This window comes from Cedecea neteri NBRC 105707 = ATCC 33855, assembly GCF_001571265.1.
GTDB classification, from domain to species: domain Bacteria; phylum Pseudomonadota; class Gammaproteobacteria; order Enterobacterales; family Enterobacteriaceae; genus Cedecea; species Cedecea neteri.
Genome location: NZ_BCTL01000013.1, coordinates 1 through 20,220 on the forward strand (window position 1 = coordinate 1; position 20,220 = coordinate 20,220).

The 20,220-nt window shown below is 55.6% G+C and carries 18 protein-coding genes; 13 read left to right on the forward strand and 5 right to left on the reverse strand.

From position 1 onward, the window contains the following. The first annotated feature begins 249 nt into the window (after positions 1–249). The 13 genes from nrdH to leuA all read left to right on the forward strand — a co-directional run bounded on the left by nrdH (position 250) and on the right by leuA (position 15,892). Positions 250–486 (forward strand): glutaredoxin-like protein NrdH, encoded by a 237-nt coding sequence (nrdH, locus tag CNE01S_RS07125; RefSeq protein WP_038479580.1) that lies wholly within the window; start codon positions 250–252, stop codon positions 484–486. Then, the gene (gene nrdI / locus CNE01S_RS07130) at positions 483–893 is read left to right on the forward strand and encodes a class Ib ribonucleoside-diphosphate reductase assembly flavoprotein NrdI (protein ID WP_039297519.1); all 411 of its coding nucleotides are present in this window, start codon (positions 483–485) and stop codon (positions 891–893) included. Before nrdH ends, nrdI begins: the two co-directional genes overlap by 4 nt. Next, the gene (gene nrdE / locus CNE01S_RS07135; RefSeq protein WP_061274669.1) at positions 866–3,010 is read left to right on the forward strand and encodes a class 1b ribonucleoside-diphosphate reductase subunit alpha; all 2,145 of its coding nucleotides are present in this window, start codon (positions 866–868) and stop codon (positions 3,008–3,010) included. Before nrdI ends, nrdE begins: the two co-directional genes overlap by 28 nt. 34 nt (positions 3,011–3,044) lie before the next feature. Beyond that, entirely contained in the window at positions 3,045–4,007 is a 963-nt protein-coding gene (gene nrdF / locus CNE01S_RS07140) for a class 1b ribonucleoside-diphosphate reductase subunit beta (RefSeq protein WP_061274671.1), read from the forward strand. Positions 4,008–4,042: 35 nt separating this feature from the next. Continuing rightward, positions 4,043–5,233 (forward strand): alginate lyase family protein, encoded by a 1,191-nt coding sequence (locus CNE01S_RS07145; protein ID WP_061274673.1) that lies wholly within the window; start codon positions 4,043–4,045, stop codon positions 5,231–5,233. Positions 5,234–5,488: 255 nt separating this feature from the next. Then, positions 5,489–6,688, forward strand: coding sequence for a glycine betaine/L-proline ABC transporter ATP-binding protein ProV (proV, locus tag CNE01S_RS07150; protein ID WP_061274674.1), 1,200 nt, complete (start codon positions 5,489–5,491; stop codon positions 6,686–6,688). Further along, a complete protein-coding gene (proW, locus tag CNE01S_RS07155) occupies positions 6,685–7,764 on the forward strand; it encodes a glycine betaine/L-proline ABC transporter permease ProW (RefSeq protein ID WP_061274676.1) in 1,080 nt (359 codons plus the stop codon). The genes proV and proW overlap by 4 nt, the downstream gene beginning before the upstream one ends. A 55-nt stretch (positions 7,765–7,819) precedes the next feature. Beyond that, the gene (proX, locus tag CNE01S_RS07160) at positions 7,820–8,812 is read left to right on the forward strand and encodes a glycine betaine/L-proline ABC transporter substrate-binding protein ProX (protein WP_061274678.1); all 993 of its coding nucleotides are present in this window, start codon (positions 7,820–7,822) and stop codon (positions 8,810–8,812) included. 250 nt (positions 8,813–9,062) lie between these two features. Then, positions 9,063–10,241, forward strand: coding sequence for an MFS transporter (locus CNE01S_RS07165; RefSeq protein WP_061274680.1), 1,179 nt, complete (start codon positions 9,063–9,065; stop codon positions 10,239–10,241). A 455-nt stretch (positions 10,242–10,696) separates the two neighbouring features. After that, entirely contained in the window at positions 10,697–11,227 is a 531-nt protein-coding gene (gene mprA / locus CNE01S_RS07170; RefSeq protein WP_038479555.1) for a transcriptional repressor MprA, read from the forward strand. Positions 11,228–11,362: 135 nt separating this feature from the next. Beyond that, positions 11,363–12,535 carry a multidrug efflux MFS transporter periplasmic adaptor subunit EmrA gene (gene emrA, locus CNE01S_RS07175; RefSeq protein ID WP_061274682.1) on the forward strand — a complete coding sequence of 391 codons (1,173 nt, stop codon included), beginning with the start codon at positions 11,363–11,365 and terminating at the stop codon, positions 12,533–12,535. 15 nt (positions 12,536–12,550) lie between these two features. Next, positions 12,551–14,089: a multidrug efflux MFS transporter permease subunit EmrB gene (gene emrB / locus CNE01S_RS07180; protein ID WP_061274684.1), complete on the forward strand. Its 1,539-nt coding sequence runs from the start codon at positions 12,551–12,553 to the stop codon at positions 14,087–14,089. A gap of 141 nt (positions 14,090–14,230) precedes the next feature. Then, positions 14,231–15,892 carry a 2-isopropylmalate synthase gene (leuA, locus tag CNE01S_RS07185; RefSeq protein WP_061274692.1) on the forward strand — a complete coding sequence of 554 codons (1,662 nt, stop codon included), beginning with the start codon at positions 14,231–14,233 and terminating at the stop codon, positions 15,890–15,892. Here leuA and CNE01S_RS07190 read toward each other — a convergent pair. The 5 genes from CNE01S_RS07190 to yqaB all read right to left on the reverse strand — a co-directional run bounded on the left by CNE01S_RS07190 (position 15,889) and on the right by yqaB (position 20,042). After that, on the reverse strand, positions 15,889–16,653 hold the full coding sequence (locus CNE01S_RS07190) for an AraC family transcriptional regulator (RefSeq protein WP_061274686.1): 765 nt from the start codon (positions 16,651–16,653) through the stop codon (positions 15,889–15,891). The two genes, leuA and CNE01S_RS07190, sit on opposite strands and share 4 nt — an antisense overlap. Positions 16,654–16,742: 89 nt before the next feature. Beyond that, positions 16,743–17,258 (reverse strand): S-ribosylhomocysteine lyase, encoded by a 516-nt coding sequence (gene luxS / locus CNE01S_RS07195; RefSeq protein WP_008458247.1) that lies wholly within the window; start codon positions 17,256–17,258, stop codon positions 16,743–16,745. Between the two features lie 159 nt (positions 17,259–17,417). Next, positions 17,418–18,974, reverse strand: a complete 1,557-nt coding sequence (gene gshA / locus CNE01S_RS07200) for a glutamate--cysteine ligase (RefSeq protein ID WP_061274688.1) — start codon at positions 18,972–18,974, stop codon at positions 17,418–17,420. A gap of 76 nt (positions 18,975–19,050) precedes the next feature. Continuing rightward, the gene (locus CNE01S_RS07205) at positions 19,051–19,479 is read right to left on the reverse strand and encodes a YqaA family protein (RefSeq protein WP_061274690.1); all 429 of its coding nucleotides are present in this window, start codon (positions 19,477–19,479) and stop codon (positions 19,051–19,053) included. Further along, entirely contained in the window at positions 19,476–20,042 is a 567-nt protein-coding gene (gene yqaB / locus CNE01S_RS07210; RefSeq protein ID WP_039297558.1) for a fructose-1-phosphate/6-phosphogluconate phosphatase, read from the reverse strand. Before yqaB ends, CNE01S_RS07205 begins: the two co-directional genes overlap by 4 nt. Between the last annotated feature and the right edge of the window lie 178 nt (positions 20,043–20,220).

Consider the following 20,220-nt stretch of genomic DNA (forward strand, 5'->3'; position numbering starts at 1 on the left):
CGTTCACGTGATCTGAACGTACAGGGGAAACAGGATCACAGGTGAACGGAACCTTAACCTATCTTTCATAGATAAAGGCTCTTTATGCCGAAGAACCTTCCCCCTCCCCTCTACAAAAACCATCAAAAACACTATATGTTGCGTGGTTGCAAATTATTAAATCAACATCTAGTATTTCTCTCAGTAAGAACACACCACCCGTGGGCAGCAAACTGCGGCGTTCCATTATTCTAAAGGGAAATACGAATCATGCGTATTACTATTTACACTAAAGATGATTGTGTTCAGTGCCATGCCACAAAACGGGCTATGGAGAGCCGGGGTTTTGCCTTCGAGATGATCAATCTCGACCTCAATCCGGAAGCGGCAGATGACCTGAGAGCCAAAGGCTTCCGCCAGCTGCCGGTGGTGGTCACCGAAGCGGAAAGCTGGAGCGGTTTTCGCCCGGATATGATCAATCGCCTCTGCGTTGCCGCCAGCGTATGAGCACCCTCGTCTACTTCTCCAGCGAGTCGGAAAACACCCTGCGTTTTATCGAACGCCTTGGGTTGCCCGCCTTGCGCATTCCTCTCGAGGTAAAAGCACGCCTGGAAGTGACGGAACCCTACATTTTAATCGTGCCCAGCTATGGCGGCGGCGGCATTGCCGGGGCGGTACCACCGCAGGTGATCCGCTTCCTTAACAACCCGAAAAATCGGGCGCTGATCCGCGGCGTGATTGCCAGCGGCAACCGCAGCTTTGGCGAAGGGTTTTGCCGGGCCGGGGACGTCATCTCACAGAAATGCCAGGTGCCTTATCTCTATCGTTTTGAGCTACTGGGCACCCCGCAAGACATCGACAACGTGCGTAAGGGAGTAAGCGAATTTTGGCAACGACAGAAGCAGTCCGTTTAGCGACGGAGAGCGTGGACTACCACGCCCTCAACGCCATGCTCAACCTCTATGACAAAGAGGGAAACATCCAGTTTGATAAAGACAAACAGGCCGTGGAAAGCTTCTTCGAGCAACATGTGCTGCCGCACACCGTCAGTTTCCCCAACCTGCAGGCGAAGCTGGACTACCTGGTGGCCGAGCAGTATTACGACGAAACCGTGCTGACCCGCTACTCCCGCCAGTTCGTCCTTGAACTCTTTGACCGCGCCCACGGCAGCGGCTTCCAGTTCCAGACCTTTTTAGGCGCGTGGAAGTATTACACCAGCTACACGCTGAAAACCTGGAACGGGAAGCAGTATCTGGAACATTTTCCGGATCGCGTTTGCATGGTAGCGCTGACTCTGGCGCAGGGAGATGAGCAGCTTGCCACCCGCCTGATGGAAGAAATGCTAAGCGGCCGTTTTCAGCCCGCGACGCCGACGTTCCTCAACTGCGGCAAGAAGCAGCGGGGAGAGCTGGTTTCCTGCTTCCTGCTGCGCATCGAAGACAATATGGAATCGATTGGGCGCGCGGTAAATTCGGCGCTTCAGCTTTCCAAACGCGGCGGCGGCGTAGCGTTTCTGCTCTCCAACCTGCGTGAAGCAGGGGCGCCCATCAAACGCATTGAAAACCAGTCATCGGGCGTGATCCCGGTCATGAAGATGCTGGAAGACGCGTTTTCCTACGCCAATCAGCTTGGCGCTCGGCAGGGCGCAGGCGCGGTTTACCTGAACGCTCACCACCCGGATATCCTGAGTTTCCTCGATACCAAGCGGGAAAACGCCGACGAAAAAATCCGTATTAAAACGCTGTCGCTTGGCGTCACGATCCCGGATATCACCTTCCAGCTCGCCAAAACCAATCAGCAGATGGCGCTGTTTTCGCCTTATGACGTGGAGCGAATCTACGGCAAGCCGTTTGGCGACATCAGCGTCAACGATCTTTATCAGCAGATGGTGGACGACGACCGTATCCGTAAAAGCTGGATTAACGCCCGTGATTTCTTCCAGACGCTGGCGGAGATCCAGTTTGAGTCCGGCTACCCGTACATCATGTTTGAGGACACGGTTAACCGGGCCAACCCGATTGCCGGGCGCATCAACATGAGCAATCTCTGCTCGGAAATTTTGCAGATAAACAGCGCCTCGACCTATGACGAAAACCTCGATTACGCGCAGACTGGCAAAGATATCTCCTGCAACCTCGGCTCGCTGAACATCGCCCATACAATGGACTCACCTGATTTTGGCCGCACGATAGACACGGCTATTCGCGGCCTGACGGCGGTGTCTGATATGAGCCATATTCGCTCGGTGCCGTCGGTCGAAGCCGGGAATGCCGCCTCCCACGCCATTGGCCTCGGGCAAATGAACCTGCACGGCTATCTGGCGCGCGAAGGCATTGCCTACGGCTCAGCGGAAGGTCTGGATTTCACCAATATGTATTTCTACACCATCACCTGGCACGCGCTTCGCGCTTCCAACGCATTGGCCCGCGAGCGGCAGCAGCGTTTCGCCGGCTTTGAACAATCGCGCTATGCCAGCGGCGAATACTTCCAGCAGTACCTGGAACAAACATGGGAACCAAAAACGGAGAAAGTTCGGGCGCTGTTCGCCGGGGCGGGGATTGCGATTCCAACCCGCGAACAGTGGCAGCAGCTCAGCGACGACGTGCGCGAATATGGCCTGTACAATCAGAATCTGCAGGCCATCCCGCCGACGGGGTCTATCTCTTATATCAACCATGCAACCTCGAGCATTCATCCGATTGTGTCCCGGATTGAGATCCGTAAAGAGGGTAAAACCGGGCGCGTGTACTATCCCGCGCCGTTTATGACCAACGACAATCTTGAGTTTTACCAGGACGCCTACGACATCGGCCCGGAAAAAATCATCGACACCTACGCCGAGGCCACCCGACACGTTGACCAGGGGCTTTCGCTGACGCTGTTCTTCCGCGATACCGCCACCACCCGCGACATTAATAAAGCGCAAATTTATGCCTGGAAGAAAGGCATTAAGACGCTCTATTACATTCGTCTGCGGCAGTTGGCGCTGGAAGGCACCGAGGTGCAGGGCTGCGTGTCCTGCGCGCTATAACGCGAAGTACCACGCGAAAGTACAAGGAAAGAAAATGACGCAACTGACGCGCGTAAGCGCCATCAACTGGAACAAAATCGAGGACGAGAAAGACCTCGAGGTCTGGAACCGCCTGACCAGCAACTTCTGGCTGCCGGAGAAGGTGCCGCTCTCTAACGACATTCCGGCCTGGCAATCGCTCAGCGGCCAGGAACAGCAGCTCGTGATCCGCGTGTTCACCGGGCTGACGCTGCTGGACACCATTCAAAATACCGTAGGCGCTCCGGCGCTAATGGCCGATTCACTGACCCCGCACGAAGAGGCGGTAATGTCGAATATCAGCTTTATGGAGGCGGTGCACGCCCGCTCCTACAGTTCGATATTTTCCACGCTCTGCCAGACCAAAGACGTGGATGCCGCCTACGACTGGAGCGAGCAAAACGACGCCCTGCAGCGCAAAGCCGCGATTATTCTGGGCCACTATCGCGACAACGATCCGCTGAAAAAGAAGATTGCCAGCGTGTTCCTCGAATCGTTCCTGTTTTACTCCGGCTTCTGGCTGCCGATGTATTACTCCAGCCGGGGTAAGCTGACCAACACAGCCGATCTCATCCGGCTTATCATTCGCGATGAGGCTGTACACGGCTATTACATCGGCTACAAGTATCAGAAAGCACTAGCCCAGCAGAGCGCGGAACGCCAGGCCGAGCTGCAAAATTTTGCCCTCGATTTGCTGATGGATCTCTACGATAACGAGCTGGCCTACAGCGAAACGCTTTACCGCGAACTGGGCTGGGAAGACGAGGTAAAAGCGTTTCTGAGCTACAACGCCAACAAGGCGCTGATGAACCTGGGTTACCAGGCACTGTTCCCGGCAGAGATGGCGGAAGTTAACCCGGCCATCCTCGCCGCGCTGTCGCCGAATGCCGATGAGAACCATGATTTCTTCTCCGGCTCCGGCTCCTCTTACGTGATGGGCAAAGCGGTGGAAACCGAGGATGAGGACTGGGATTTCTAGTAGTCTGGCCGCTGAGCATTTTTGCGAGGTGGCCTATGTCGTTATTTCGTTGTTCTGTTTTGGCGCTGCTATGCGGCAGCGCACCCTTAGCCTTTGGCGCCCCGCTGCTGCTGGACACGGCACAGCTGGCGCACAGCAAGCAAGAGATTAGCCAGCAAAACCCTGAGCTCATGCCCGCCTGGCGGGCCCTCAAACATAAAGCCGACCAGGCGCTTATTCATCCACTCTACAGCATCACCCAAAAAAGCCCCGGATCTCCGGCGGGCGATCCTCATGAATATTACAGCTTTTCGGACTACTGGTGGCCTGACCCAAAAGCCCCCGACGGCCTGCCGTGGGTGAGAAAAGATGGTCAGATAAACCCTGCGGCGGTCGGCAAGCAAAGCGATAAAGCCCGGCTAAACGGCATGACCGACGACGTCTGGAACCTGGCGCTGGCCTGGCAGCTTTCCGGCAACGCGGCATATGCGGCAAAAGCCCGCCAGCAACTGGTGAACTGGTTTATCACGCCGGAAACCCGAATGACGCCGAATCTGGCTAATGCCCAGAGCATTCCAGGGCGAAAAGGCGTGCGCGGTACCGGCATTCTCGACGGACGCGGCTTTGTGCGGCTGATCGACGCTATTGAACTGCTGCACGATGGCGGCCAGTTGGACGATAAAACCTGGCGTTCACTCAGGCAGTGGTATCGCGATTATTATCAGTGGCTGACCACCAGCGAAAACGGCAAAAAAGAGGCCGCGGCCGAAAATAACCACGGCACCTGGTATGACGTTCAGGCCGCCGCCATTGCCCTGTGGCTGGGGGATAAAGACGCGGCAAAACAGCGTTTGATTTCTGCCACCCAGCGTATTCCAGTTCAGTTTGACGCCAAAGGCGTGCCGGTGACGGAAATTGAGCGGACGCGCTCCTGGCATTACAGCAACTTTATTCTGGATGCCTGGAACCCGTTAGGGTTACTGGGTGAAAAGGTTGGGGTCAACGTCTGGCAGGCGAAAAGCGGCGAGCACAGCCTGCATAATGGCTACCTGTATATCGCCGGATTTGTCGATAGCCAGACTCCGTGGCCTTACCCCAATATGGAGCCGTTCAAGCCTGATGAGGCGCTGGAAAATATTGTCACGGCCGCACATGCCTGGCGGGAAAATAATACCTTCCAGGACAAGGCAAAATGGCTGCTAAATCGAAATAAAACTGCCGTTATAAACTTAATAGCAAAACCGTAATATTCCTGTCATTTCAGCCTGAATGCATCCCATTCAGGCTGAATATTCTCCACGTTGACAAAAAATATCTCACCGCATTAATTACCGCTCAGCCCAGCGCTCACGGGAAACGCCATCCACAATTCACGCAAGGATATTTCCATATCACAAAATCGAGGGTTGCCTCAGATTCTTAGTATGTTAGGGTATATACAGGTCAATATTTCCACCAGGAATCATCTATAAATAAATCAAATACAGGAAGCCGTATATTGCATGGCAATTAAATTAGAAGTGAAGAATTTATATAAGGTATTTGGCGAACATCCACAGCGCGCATTCAAATACATAGAGAAAGGCATTTCCAAGAGTGAATTACTGGAAAAAACGGGTCTGTCGCTTGGCGTAAAAGACGCCAGTCTGGCCATTGAAGAAGGCGAGATTTTTGTCATCATGGGGTTATCCGGTTCAGGAAAATCCACCATGGTTCGCCTTCTCAATCGCCTGATTGAACCCACCCGTGGACAGGTACTGATTGACGGCATTGATATTGCCAAAATATCAGAATCAGAACTCCGCGAGGTGCGCAAAAAAAAGATCGCAATGGTCTTCCAGTCCTTTGCTTTAATGCCACATATGACGGTGTTAAATAATGCTGCCTTCGGAATGGAGCTGGCAGGAATTCCGGTCAAAGAACGGCATGAAAAAACGCTTGATGCGTTGCGTCAGGTCGGGCTTGAGAATTATGCCCATGCTTATCCTGATGAATTGTCCGGCGGCATGCGTCAGCGCGTAGGTTTAGCCCGTGCGCTGGCCATTAATCCAGACATATTACTTATGGATGAAGCATTCTCCGCGCTCGATCCTTTAATTCGTACCGAAATGCAGGACGAATTAATTAAGCTACAGGCAAAACATCAGCGCACCATCGTGTTTATTTCCCACGATCTTGATGAAGCCATGCGTATTGGCGATCGCATTGCCATTATGCAGGGAGGCGAAGTGGTACAGGTCGGCACGCCGGATGAAATCCTTAATAATCCGGCCAACGATTACGTACGGACCTTCTTCCGCGGCGTAGACATCAGCCAGGTGTTTAGCGCCAAAGATATTGCCCGCCGCAGCCCGGCTGGCCTGCTGCGTAAAACCACAGGCTTCGGGCCACGCTCGGCGCTTAAGCTGCTGCAGGATGATGACCGCGAATATGGCTATGTCATTGAGCGTGGACAGAAATTCCTTGGGATTGTCTCCACCGATTCGCTGAAAGCGGCGCTGGCGGCCGGTGAAGGCCTGGACCATGCGTTTCTGGCCTCACCAGAGGCGGTTTCCGCCGAAACCTCACTGAGCGATCTGCTCTCTCATGTCGGCCAGGCCCCGTGCGCGGTGCCGGTAGTCAGTGAAGAGGGGCAATACGTGGGCATCATCTCAAAAGGGGTGCTGCTTCAGGCATTAGATCGTGAGGGGGCAAATCAATGAGTGACGCAACAAATCCGTGGGATACCGGCAGCGCGGCGGCAGACGTCGCAACCAATCAGGCCGCAAGCTCTGCAGACGCGTGGGGCGCTCCGGCGTCAGATGCAGCCAGCAGCGGAGGCGCAGACTGGCTGAATTCCGCACCGGCAGCGGCACCTGAGCATTTTAATATTCTCGATCCGTTCCATAAAACGCTGATCCCGCTCGACAGTTGGGTAACGCAGGGGATCGACTGGGTGGTGACCCACTTCCGCCCGGTGTTCCAGGGCATTCGCGTGCCGGTGGATTATATTCTTAGCGGCTTCCAGCAGCTGCTGTTAGGTATGCCAGCGCCGGTGGCGATTATCGTCTTTGCGCTGATTGCCTGGCAGATGTCCAGCCTCGGCATGGGCGTCGCCACGCTGATCTCGCTGATTGCCATCGGTGCGATTGGCGCGTGGTCTCAGGCGATGGTAACCCTGGCGCTGGTGCTGACCGCCCTGCTGTTCTGTATGGTCATCGGCCTGCCGCTTGGGATCTGGCTGGCGCGTAGCGAACGGGCGGCGAAGATTATTCGCCCGCTGCTGGATGCGATGCAGACCACCCCGGCGTTCGTTTATTTGGTGCCTATCGTGATGCTGTTCGGCATCGGTAACGTGCCGGGCGTGGTGGTGACGATTATCTTCGCCCTGCCGCCGATTGTGCGCCTGACTATCCTCGGGATTAAGCAGGTGCCGGCAGATTTGGTCGAGGCCGCTCGCTCATTCGGCGCCAGCCCGCGCCAGATGCTGTTCAAAGTCCAGCTCCCGCTGGCAATGCCGACCATTATGGCCGGGGTTAACCAGACGCTGATGCTGGCGCTGTCGATGGTGGTTATCGCCTCGATGATTGCCGTGGGCGGACTCGGCCAGATGGTTCTGCGCGGCATTGGCCGCCTCGATATGGGCCTGGCTACGGTCGGTGGCGTGGGGATCGTGATCCTCGCCATTATTCTCGACCGCCTGACTCAGTCCATTGGGCGCGATTCCCGCTCCCGTGGCAACCGCCGCTGGTACACCACCGGCCCGCTGGGTCTTGTGACCCGTCCCTTCATTAAATAAGCCAGGCGGCGGCTTCGGCCGCCCCTCGCCCCATCACCATTAAAAAGGAATAACGATGCGACACAACGCTATTTTAGCCACAGCTCTTGCGACACTCGTTACCACCAGCGCTTTTGCCGCAGACCTGCCGGGCAAAGGCATCACCGTTCAGCCGATACAGAGCACCATCTCTGAGGAAAGCTTCCAGACGCTGCTGGTCAGCCGCGCGCTGGAAAAAATGGGCTACACCGTGAATAAGCCAAGTGAAGTGGACTATAACGTCGGCTACACCTCTATCGCCTCCGGCGATGCCACCTTTACCGCCGTTAACTGGCAGCCACTGCATGATGATATGTACGCCGCCGCGGGCGGTGACAAGAAATTCTACCGCGAAGGGACCTTCGTGACCGGCGCGGCTCAGGGTTACCTCATCGATAAGAAAACCGCCGATCAGTACCACATTACCAACATTGAGCAGCTAAAAGACCCAAAAATTGCCAAACTATTCGACAGCAACGGCGACGGCAAAGCCGACATGATGGGCTGTACGCCGGGCTGGGGCTGTGAGGCAGTGATTAATCACCAGAATGAAGCCTACAAGCTGGCGAACACCGTGACCGTTAACCACGGCAACTACTCGGCGATGATGGCCGACACTATCGCGCGTTTCAAAGAAGGTAAACCGGTGCTGTATTACACCTGGACGCCATACTGGGTGAGCGACGTGTTGAAGCCGGGTAAAGACGTGGTGTGGCTGCAGGTGCCGTTCTCATCCCTGCCGGGTGAGCAGAAAGATATCGATACTAAACTGCCTAACGGCGCAAACTATGGCTTCCCGGTGAACACCATGCACATTGTGGCCAACAAGGCATGGGCCGAGAAGAACCCACAGGCTGCGAAGCTGTTTGCCATCATGAAGCTACCGCTGGCGGACATTAACGCCCAGAACGCGATGATGCATAACGGTAAATCTTCCGAAGCCGATGTTAACGGCCACGTGGACGGTTGGATCAAAGCGCACCAGGCGCAGTTTGACGGCTGGGTGAAAGAGGCGCTGGCGGCGAAATAAACGCCCCTCACCCTCTCCCCAAAAGGGAGAGGGGATAACCAAACAAACACCTTTTATCTCCCTCTCCCAGAGGGAGGGGAAGATAAACAGACAAACATCTTTCCTCTTCTCCTTCTTTTCCCCCTTCTCCCTTCCAGGAAGAAGGCCGGGATGAGGGTTAATCACCGCACGATCCGACACCCACCTCCCCTTCAGCTGTCATCATTTTTCGCTATTATTCAGACCTCTCTTTGGCAAGTTGAAGATAATAATGAAAAACAATACTCACGGACTCAGCCCGGCGCTGATCGTTCTGATGTCCGTCGCGACCGGCCTCGCGGTGGCCAGCAACTACTACGCGCAGCCGCTGCTCGATACCATCGCAAACGCCTTCTCACTCTCGGTAAACCAGGCAGGTTTCATCGTCACAACGGCGCAGCTTGGCTATGCGGCCGGGCTGTTGCTGCTGGTGCCGCTTGGGGATATGTTCGAGCGCCGAGGGCTTATCGTCTTTATGACGCTGCTGGCGGCTGGTGGGATGCTGATCACCGCCACCAGCCAGTCCCTGTGGATGATGATTCTGGGCACCGCGCTGACCGGGCTTTTCTCCGTGGTAGCGCAAATTCTTGTGCCGTTTGCCGCCACGCTCGCGGCACCGGAAAAACGCGGGAAAGTTGTCGGGACGATTATGAGCGGGCTGCTGCTTGGGATTCTGCTGGCGCGTACCGTGGCCGGTTTACTGGCAAGCCTTGGCGGCTGGCGCACCGTTTACTGGGTTGCCAGCGTGCTGATGGCGCTGATGGCGCTCGCCCTGTGGCGCGGGCTGCCGCAGGTGAAGCAGGACAGTCACCTCAACTATCCGCAGCTGCTGGGCTCTATCTTCAGCCTGTTTATTAAAAACAGCCTGCTGCGCACCCGCGCCCTGCTGGGCTGCCTGACTTTCGCCAACTTCAGCATTCTCTGGACCTCAATGGCGTTCCTGCTGGCCTCGCCGCCGTTTAACTATTCCGAAGGCGTTATCGGCCTGTTCGGTCTGGCAGGCGCTGCAGGGGCACTGGGTGCTCGCCCCGCTGGCGGGCTGGTTGATAAAGGCAAAGGGCACCACACCACCACCATCGGCCTGCTGCTGCTGTTACTTTCCTGGGTGGCTATCGCTTTTGGCCAGTTCTCGGCCATCGCGTTGATTATTGGCATTTTGGTGCTGGATCTCACCGTGCAGGGCGTTCACATCACCAACCAGAGTCTGATTTACCGCATGATGCCGGAAGCACGTAACCGATTGACCGCCGGCTACATGACCAGCTACTTCATCGGCGGTGCGGCGGGTTCTTTGATTTCAGCGAGTGCTTACCAACATGCCGGCTGGAACGGGGTGTGCATCGCCGGTGCCAGCGTCGCCCTACTAAATTTGGTAGTGTGGTGGCGCGGATACCAGCGACAGGCCGATTAGCGCGATATCGCCACTGCCCGTAAGGGAAATTGAAGATGTAATGACGGGGACAGTCTGTTAAGGTTGTCCCCGTTTACTAATTCGAGTGACATTAACGCAGGTTATTTATTAACACCGTATATGGATAGACCCGCAACTGTTTCAGCCGACAATCGCCACAGGGCGAAACTGTTCGTAAGACTGAAAAGCAGCTTTTCCATCGCCATTTCTCCTGTCCTCAAGGCGTCAGCCTCCGGCTTCGATGCCGTTAAACGTCGTTATCCTACTCGAAACCCATTTTCTTTCCCCACGCTGCTTAGCGCTCTGGGCTACGGCTTAGCGTGGTTTACGCCGATGGTGGCAACAACCAAACGTATATAAACGTATATAAACGCATATAAACGTATAAATAATGCATTTACTTTATTTGTCACCATCGTTACTATATCGGCTGCAACTAATGAGGTTATGCCAAAATGGATAGTTCGTTCACGCCCATAGAACAAATGCTGAAGTTCCGCGCCAAACGTTACCAGGAGTTCCCATACCAGGAAGTTCTGTTGACGCGTCTTTGTATGCACATGCAGGGTAAACTGCTGGAAAACCGCAATAAGATGCTGAAGGCGCAGGGGATCAACGAGACCTTATTCATGGCACTCATTACCCTTGAGTCCCAGGAAAACCACAGCATTCAGCCGTCCGAGCTGAGCTGTGCGCTGGGCTCATCCCGCACCAACGCGACGCGTATTGCCGATGAGCTGGAAAAACGTGGCTGGATCGAACGCCGTGAAAGCGACAACGATCGCCGCTGCCTGCATCTGCATTTGACCGAAAAGGGTCACGAATTCCTGCGCCAGGTGCTGCCGCCGCAGCATAACTGCCTGCATCAGCTGTGGTCCGCGCTCGACGCCGGCGAAAAAGAGCAGTTGGAAATGATCACCCGTAAGCTGCTCAACCGCCTCGACCAGATGGAAGAGGACAAAGTGATCCTCGAAGCTCTGAGCTAAGCTTTCACCGTCTGTACGTCCGACAACAATCCGATTTCACAACTACTCTCAGGCCAGCAATCTCCTTGCTGGCCTGTCAGGTCTAACAGGTCGGCTCAGCTGACCGGAAATAATAATAAACAGGTGGAGATTAGCATGAGCGCAAATGCGGAGACTCAAGCCCCGCAGCAACCGGCTAACAAGAAAGGCAAACGTAAGAGTGCCCTGATCTTGTTGACCTTGCTCTTTGTCATTATTGCTGTGGCATATGGGATCTATTGGTTTTTGGTGCTGCGTCACTTTGAAGAGACCGATGATGCTTATGTCGCAGGGAACCAAGTGCAGATCATGGCCCAGGTGTCCGGCAGCGTGACCAAAGTCTGGGCAGACAATACCGATTTTGTAAAACAGGGTGATGTACTGGTCAGCCTCGACGGTGCCGACGCCGAGCAGGCCTTTGAGAAAGCCAAAACCCAGCTGGCCTCAAGCGTGCGCCAGACTCGCCAGCTGATGATCAACAGCAAGCAGTATCAGGCGAACATCGAACTGCAGAAAACCGCGCTGGCGCAGGCGCAAAGCGACCTGAACCGCCGTATTCCGCTGGGCAGCGCCAACCTGATCGGCCGCGAAGAACTGCAGCACGCTCGCGATGCGGTGACCAGCGCTCAGGCTCAGCTGGACGTTGCCGTTCAGCAATACAATGCTAACCAGGCGATGATCCTCGGCACCAAACTGGAAGAGCAACCTGCCGTTCAGCAGGCGGCCACCGAAGTTCGCAACAGCTGGATGGCGCTGCAGCGGACCAAAATCGTCAGCCCTATGACCGGCTATGTTTCTCGCCGCGCCGTACAGGTTGGTGCACAAATCAGCCCGTCTACACCGCTGATGGCTATCGTGCCGGCCAGCGGATTGTGGGTGGACGCTAACTTTAAAGAAACCCAGCTGGCACATATGCGTATCGGCCAGCCTGCCACCGTCATCAGTGATATCTACGGCGACGAAGTGAAGTACACCGGGAAAGTTGTCGGCCTGGATATGGGTACTGGCAGCGCCTTCTCGCTGCTGCCCGCGCAGAACGCCACCGGGAACTGGATCAAAGTGGTTCAGCGCCTGCCGGTTCGTATCGAACTCGACGCCAAACAGATTGAACAGCATCCGCTGCGCATCGGCCTGTCCACGCTGGTGAACGTCGATACCAGCAACCGCGACGGAAGCGTGCTGTCATCCCAGACCCGCACCACGCCGGTTTACGAAAGTAACGCCCGCGAGCTGAATCTGGCGCCAGCTAACCAGCTTATTGACCAGATTATTCAGGCCAATGCGGGTTAATAAAGCGGAGGGCGTATGGCACAACAAAAACCGCTAGAAGGGGCCCAGCTGGTCATTATGACCATCGCCCTGTCGCTGGCGACCTTTATGCAGGTGCTGGACTCCACTATCGCTAACGTGGCTATCCCGACCATTGCCGGTAACCTGGGCTCATCCCTGAGCCAGGGGACATGGGTTATCACCTCGTTTGGGGTGGCTAACGCCATCTCAATCCCGATAACCGGCTGGCTGGCAAAACGCTTCGGGGAAGTGAGGCTGTTCCTGTGGTCGACCGTACTATTTGCTATCGCCTCCTGGGCGTGTGGCATGTCGAACAGCCTGACGATGCTTATCTTCTTCCGCGTTATCCAGGGGATCGTTGCCGGGCCGCTGATCCCGCTGTCGCAGAGCCTGTTGCTGAGCAACTATCCTCCCGCCAAACGCAGCATTGCGTTGGCGCTGTGGTCGATGACGGTTATCGTCGCGCCGATTTGTGGCCCGATCCTGGGCGGCTACATCAGCGATAACTATCACTGGGGCTGGATCTTCTTCATCAACGTGCCGATTGGCATTGTCGTGGTGCTGATGGGCCTGCAGGCCCTGCGAGGCCGCGAAACCCGCACCGAGCAGCGCCGCATTGACGGCGTGGGCCTGGCCTTGCTGGTGTTGGGGATCGGCAGCCTGCAGATCATGCTCGACCGGGGCAAAGAGCTGGACTGGTTCAACTCGACGGAAATCATCGTGCTGACGGTCGTGGCGGTGGTCACCATCAGCTTCCTGATTGTTTGGGAGCTGACCGACGATAACCCGATAGTCGACCTGTCGCTGTTTAAGTCGCGAAACTTTACCATCGGCTGCCTGTGTATCAGTCTCGCCTACATGCTCTATTTCGGCGCGATTGTGCTCTTGCCGCAACTGTTGCAGGAAGTGTACGGCTATACCGCGACCTGGGCCGGGCTTGCATCTGCGCCTGTCGGGATAATCCCAGTGCTGCTGTCGCCAATTATCGGCCGCTTCGCGCACAAACTCGATATGCGCCGCCTGGTGACCTTCAGCTTCATTATGTATGCAGTGTGCTTCTACTGGCGCGCGTATACCTTTGAGCCGGGGATGGACTTTGCCGCGTCGGCCTGGCCGCAGTTTATTCAGGGCTTTGCGGTGGCGTGCTTCTTCATGCCGCTGACCACAATTACTCTGTCTGGCCTGCCGCCGGAGCGCCTTGCCGCGGCGTCGAGCCTGTCGAACTTCACCCGTACGCTGGCGGGTTCGATTGGCACTTCGATAACCACCACGCTGTGGACGAACCGCGAGTCGCTGCACCATGCGCAGCTCACGGAGTCGATCACGCCGTTTAACCCGAACTCGGTTGAAACCTATAACCAGCTTCAGGGCTTAGGCATGTCGCAGCAGCAGGCTTCCGGCTACATTGCCCAGCAGATCACCAACCAGGGGCTGATCATCTCCGCCAACGAGATTTTCTGGTTCTCGGCAGGGGTGTTTATTCTGCTGCTTGGGCTGGTGTGGTTTGCCAAACCGCCTTTCGGGGCGGGCGGCGGAGGCGGTGGCGCGCACTGACATTCCTCACTAAAGGAGCCTTCGGGCTCCTTTTTCTTTGCCTGAACATGGCGGTTTCGCCATACAGGTTGTCAGCTTTGCGCCAGTATCAAACGTCGTTCTTCTCCAGGATAAACAGACCCCATGACCTGGAGAATCCTGATGCTGACCAACCCATCGCAAAAATACCTCGCCCATGCGCCGATTCAGTTGCCAGACCGGCAGTGGCCGAACAAAAACCTGACGCAGGCTCCCCGCTGGCTATCCACCGACCTGCGCGACGGCAACCAGGCGCTGGCCGAGCCGATGGATGCGGCCCGCAAGCTGCGTTTCTGGGATTTGCTGCTTAAGTGCGGTTTTAAAGAGATAGAGGTCGCCTTCCCTTCCGCCTCAGAAACCGACTTCCAGTTTGTGCGTCAGCTGATTGAAGAAAATCGTATTCCTGAAGATGTCACCATTCAGGTGCTGACCCAGGCGCGCAGCGACCTGATTGAGCGTACCTTTGCCTCGCTTGAAGGAGCCCACAGCGCGACTTTACATCTGTACAACGCCACGGCGCCGCTGTTCCGCAAGCTGGTATTCCGCCAGAGTAAAGAAGAGATTATTCAACTGGCGGTGACCGCCACTCGCCAGGTGCGAGCGCTGTGCGAGGCAAATCCTCAGACGCGCTGGCGATATGAATATTCCCCGGAAACCTTTTGTTTTACCGAGCCGGAGTTTGCCCTGCAAATTTGTGAGGCGGTGGCAGACGTCTGGGAGCCTTCGCCCGAACGCCCAATGATTATTAATCTGCCCGCTACCGTTGAGGTGAACACGGCCAACGTCTATGCCGATCAGATAGAGTATTTCTGCCGCCACTTTTCCCGCCGCGATGCGGTCTGTATCAGCGTGCATCCGCACAACGATCGCGGCAGCGGCGTCGCCAGCGCCGAACTTGCCATTCTTGCCGGAGCAGACCGGGTTGAAGGCTGCCTGTTCGGCAACGGGGAGCGCACCGGCAACGTCTGCCTGGTCACGCTGGCGATGAATCTTTATAGCCAGGGGATTTCGCCGCAGCTGGACTTCAGCGATATGAAGCAGGTGGTTGAACTGGTCGAACAATGCAATCAATTACCGGTGCATCCGCGCCATCCCTATGCAGGGAAGCTCGCATTTACCGCCTTTTCCGGCTCACATCAGGATGCCATCAAGAAAGGTTTTACCGCGCGTGGAGAATCCAGTTCGGCTTTGTGGGAGATGCCCTATCTTCCCGTTGACCCGAACGATATCGGCTGCAGCTATGAGGCGGTAATCCGCGTCAACAGCCAGTCCGGGAAAAGCGGTGCCGCCTGGATGCTGGAGCAAAACCACGGCCTGGTGCTGCCGCGCGGTTTACAGCAGGACTTTAGCCGCCATGTGCAGGCGCAAACCGACAGGGATGGCAATGAGATGACGCTGAGCGCTCTGTGGCAGCTGTTCCGGGAGCTTTATGGCCCGTATCAAACCGCCCCACGCCAGTTGCTGGATTACCGGACGGAGAGCCAGGCCGATGGCTCGCTCCAGCTGTGGGCCCGCATTCAGACGCAGGATGGCGTTATCACTCTGCAGGGCAAAGGTAACGGCCTGCTTTCCGCCGCAGCGGACGCCATTAAGTCTCGTTTTGCTCTGACACTTTCTATTGAGGATTATCATGAGCATACGCTCGGCAGGCACAGCGAAAGCCGCTCAGCGGCCTATATCCGCTGCATCTTCAGGCAGGGCGCGAGCCACTGGGGAACCGGCATTGATAACGATGTCTCTCGCGCTTCTTTACAGGCGCTGTTAAACGCGCTGCCTGTGGGTTAATCAGAGAAGAAATATTCGCTCGGTGAAACGCCGAGCGTTCGCCGAAACATAGCGCTGAAGGCGCTGTGGCTTTCATACCCCAGGTCCAGCGCAACGCGCAGTACGGACTGCCCCTGGGCAAGGCGGTTGAGAGCTTCCATCAGCCTTGCCCTGCGCAGCCATTCACTAAACGCCAGGCCCGTTTGCTGGCGAAAATGGCGCAGCAACGTTCTCTCACTGACGTTAAGGCTTTCAGCGGCAAGGGCGTTTGTCCACGACTTGCCGGGCTCGGCTTGAATCTGACGACACAATGCCAGCAACCCTTGAGACTGCGGCTCAGGCAGATTAAACGGCAGCGCGGCGATACCCCGAATCTCATCCAGGATCAGTTCGTAAATTCGCTCCGCCCGGCTTCCCGCCGGGTACGCCTCCGGCAGCTGGAGCGAGGTGATAATCAGCTCACGCAGTAAAGTGGAGACCTGCACAACCTGGCACACCGAGGGTAAGTCAGCCCGGGCAAACGGATCGATAAACAACGTGCGCGCCGCTACGTGCCCGATAATTTGCAGCCGGTGCTGAGTACCAGCGGGCAACCAGACGCCGCGCCCTGGCGGAACAACCCAGATACCTTTTTCGGTTTCGACTCGAACCACTCCGCTCAGCGTATGCAGCAGCTGCGCACAGTCATGGCTGTGCCACGGCTCCGTTGCGCCATGAGTATAGTCATAAGCAAACGGAACCAGCGGGCGCGTGGCAAAGCTGAATTGCAGGCTGGTGGACATAGTTTATTTCACGAGCAAAAAGATGACGATAGCATACCGCAGGCGTAAAAAAAGGAGCCATAAGGCTCCTTTTTACAGTTGGCACACCGCTAGATGTGCAGCTCCTGCAGCTTCTCTTTCGGCAGGGCCAGCTCATCGTTGCTGTTGACGCTAACGCCATGCTCAATGATGTGGCGCGCGATATCCTGCGCTTCCTGTAGAGAGTGCATCTGATACGTCCCGCACTGGTAAACGTTCAGCTCAGGGATTTGGTTCTGCTCTTTCACTTTCAGCACGTCCTGCATCGCCGCTTTCCAGGCATCCGCTACGCGCTGCTCTGCCGGAACGCCAATCAGGCTCATGTAGAACCCAGTGCGGCAGCCCATTGGGGAGATGTCGATAATCTCAACACCGTTCCCGTTCAGGTGGTCACGCATAAAACCGGCGAACAGGTGTTCCAAAGTATGGATCCCTTTTTCCGGCATCACTTCCTTGTTCGGGACACAAAAGCGCAGGTCAAACACCGTAATGGTGTCACCGTGTGGCGTGTGCATAGTTTTGGCTACACGGACTGCAGGCGCACCCATACGAGTATGGTCGACTGTGAAGCTATCCAACAACGGCATCTGGTCACCTCCGATAAAATGATTTTTTTTAAAAATAATTGAAACTATTTTTACGCACGCGAGTCTGAGTATATGAAAGACGCGCATTTGTTATCATCATCCCTGTTATTCAGAGATGAATATTTGGCCACAAGTATGTGGCCATTTTCTTTTTTTGTCTCAGGCCTTCTTCGCCAGCCAGCTCTCAAACGACTCTGTATCCGCCGCCTCGATATCCCGCTGACGCTGCCATGAAGCATCATGCTCTTTCTGCAGGGCATCCGCGGTTAAAATTTCCAACGGTTCCTGAATCAGCATCTGACGGTATTGTTCGGCCAGCGCCAGGCCGGTGCCGCCAATCCCGTTATCAATCATAGAACGCAAAATACGCGCTGAATACGTTAACTCCGGATCGTCAAAGCTGGCAACCAGTTGGTCACAAACTTGCTGATATTCCTGGCTGTCGGTCATGCCGTCGAGCGTTTCCGCCACGCGGCGTAAATCGGCGAACAGATCTTTACCCACTTTTGACAGCGGGTGCTGAGCCGTTTCACAGCCAATGCCCAGAGTCAGCCCAGGCTTACGCCCTTCCAGAATCACGCGGTTCCAGTTGGTGCGGGTACACAGCAGCTCGTCGCTGCTCATTTCCGGCGCATCCGCCAGCACGCACCAAATCATAAACAGATCGAGGAAGCGAACCTGCTGCTCATCCACGCCAACTGGCGAGAACGGGTTGATATCCAGCGAACGCACTTCGATATACTCGATCCCGCCGCGCAGCAGCGCATCTGACGGTGATTCTCCGTCCCGCGTCACGCGTTTTGGACGAATCGGTGCATAGAGCTCGTTTTCAATTTGCAGCACGTTAGTGTTGAGCTGCAAATGCTTGCCGTCCTTCATCAAACCAATCTTAGCGTACTCTTCCGACGGGGTTTTAATCGCCCGCTTCAGCGCATCGACATAGGTGTTCAGATCGTTGAAGGTGATGCCCAGATTGCTCTGCGACTTGTTGGTGTAACCCAGGTCACTCAAGCGTAATGAAGTGGCATACGGCAGGTAATACATTCCGCATTCGGTTTTCTCAAACGGCAATGCGCTCTCTTTGCCCTGCAGGAACGAAGAGCAGATGGCCGGAGAAGCACCGAACAGGTAAGGGATAACCCAACCAAAGCGGTAATAGTTGCGAATCAGGCGGAAGTAGCCGGCAGAAATAGCCTCTTTGCCACTTTCAGCGTCCTGCACGCCGCATTTTGCCTGCCAGAAAGCCATCGGCAGGGAGAAATTGTAATGCACGCCGGAAATGGTCTGCATCAGCGCGCCATAGCGGTTTTTCAACCCTTCGCGGTACAGCGTTTTAAAGCGGCCCGCGTTAGAGGAGCCGTACTGCGCCAGCTCAATGTTCTGACCGTCGTCGATGTAGCACGGCATACTCAGCGGCCACATACGTTCCTCGCCCAGCTCACGCGCCGTATGGCGATGAATGTCGCGTAGGAAGGTCAGCATATGGTCAATGTCACCATCAACCGGAGTAATAAATTCCAGGAGGGCTTCGGCGAAGTCCGTGGTAATCCATTTATGCGTAAACGCTGAGCCAAGGCTTTCAGGATGCCCGGTGGTGGCTAAATCGCCTTCTGGCGTCACGCGTAGCGTTTCACGCTCAAGACCACGGCAAATGCCTTTTACTGCTTCAGGGTGTTTTTCCAGCCAGGCCAAAGCCTGTGATACGTCCGGGATCAAATTGACCTCCCGCCTGTCGAATTTATTTTAATAAGCATAATTGTTTTCGCCGGTGATGAAGACTCATCCCACGCAATTAGTGCCACCACGCCATGCCTTGTACCGTTGCAGCCGCAACAACGATGTAGCGTAGCGCTTTACCAAGGCATAAAAAGAATATCACCGGCCCCCAGCGCAGGCGTAACCACCCGGCCAGCAGGCACAACAGATCGCCTATCAGCGGCATCCAGCTCAGTAATAACGTCGCCGGGCCAAAACGAGTCAACCAGTCGGTCGCTTTCCCCTGCCAGCGCGATTGTATACGCTGCGGGAAAAAGCGCCCCAGAATAACGTTAGTCATACCGCCAAGGCTATTACCGATTGTTGCTATTATCACAAGAACCGATACCGGACCGCTTCCGGCGACCAGAAGCGCCACAAGCACCGCTTCCGAGCTCCCGGGCAGCAGAGTCGCACTCAGGAAACTGCTGGTGAACAATGACAGGAGCGATAGCGTGTCGCTCACAGTAAGCGCACGTCCACGACATCCATTCCCGCACTGCGCGCCGCCTGAAGGCCAAAATCAGCATCTTCAAATACCACACATTTTTCCGGCGCCACGCCCATTAGCTCGGCGCAGCGTAAGAAGGTATCAGGTGCTGGCTTATGGTGTTTAACATGATCTGCTGCCACGACCGCAGCAAAATACTGACGCAAACCAAGATGCTTAAGCAGTGCTTCTGCAATATCGCTTTCGCTACCTGTGCCGACCGACATCGGCCGGCGGCCATGCCAGGCTTTAACCACTTCAATCAGCGGCAGCGGGCGCACGGTATCAAGCAGCATAGCTCGAACGGCAACGGTTTTTTCAGCCGCCAGGCTGTGGGGATCGAGATCGGCATTGTGGCTTTCAATGATCGCCGCGGCAATTTTCCAGCTTGGCGCACCGTTCAGGGCGACCATCGCCTGCTCGTCGAAGCTCATGCCATAGCGGCCAAGGGTTTCGTGCCAGGCTTTACGGTGAGTCGGCTCTGTATCGAGAATCGTGCCGTCCATATCAAAGATTAAACCGTCATAGCGATCGTACATCTCACCCTCACTTCACTGAATGTCGAGGCGTTACTTTAGCGTAAATGGCTGAAATTGTCGCTGTCTGTGGTCTGGGGGGCGTTGCGAATAAGGAGTATTAAAAGCTGGAGAAAATGTGCTAATAGGGGATTAAAGAGTGCGGGGGAAATGGTGCTGGCGAAGAAATTAACTTTCTCTG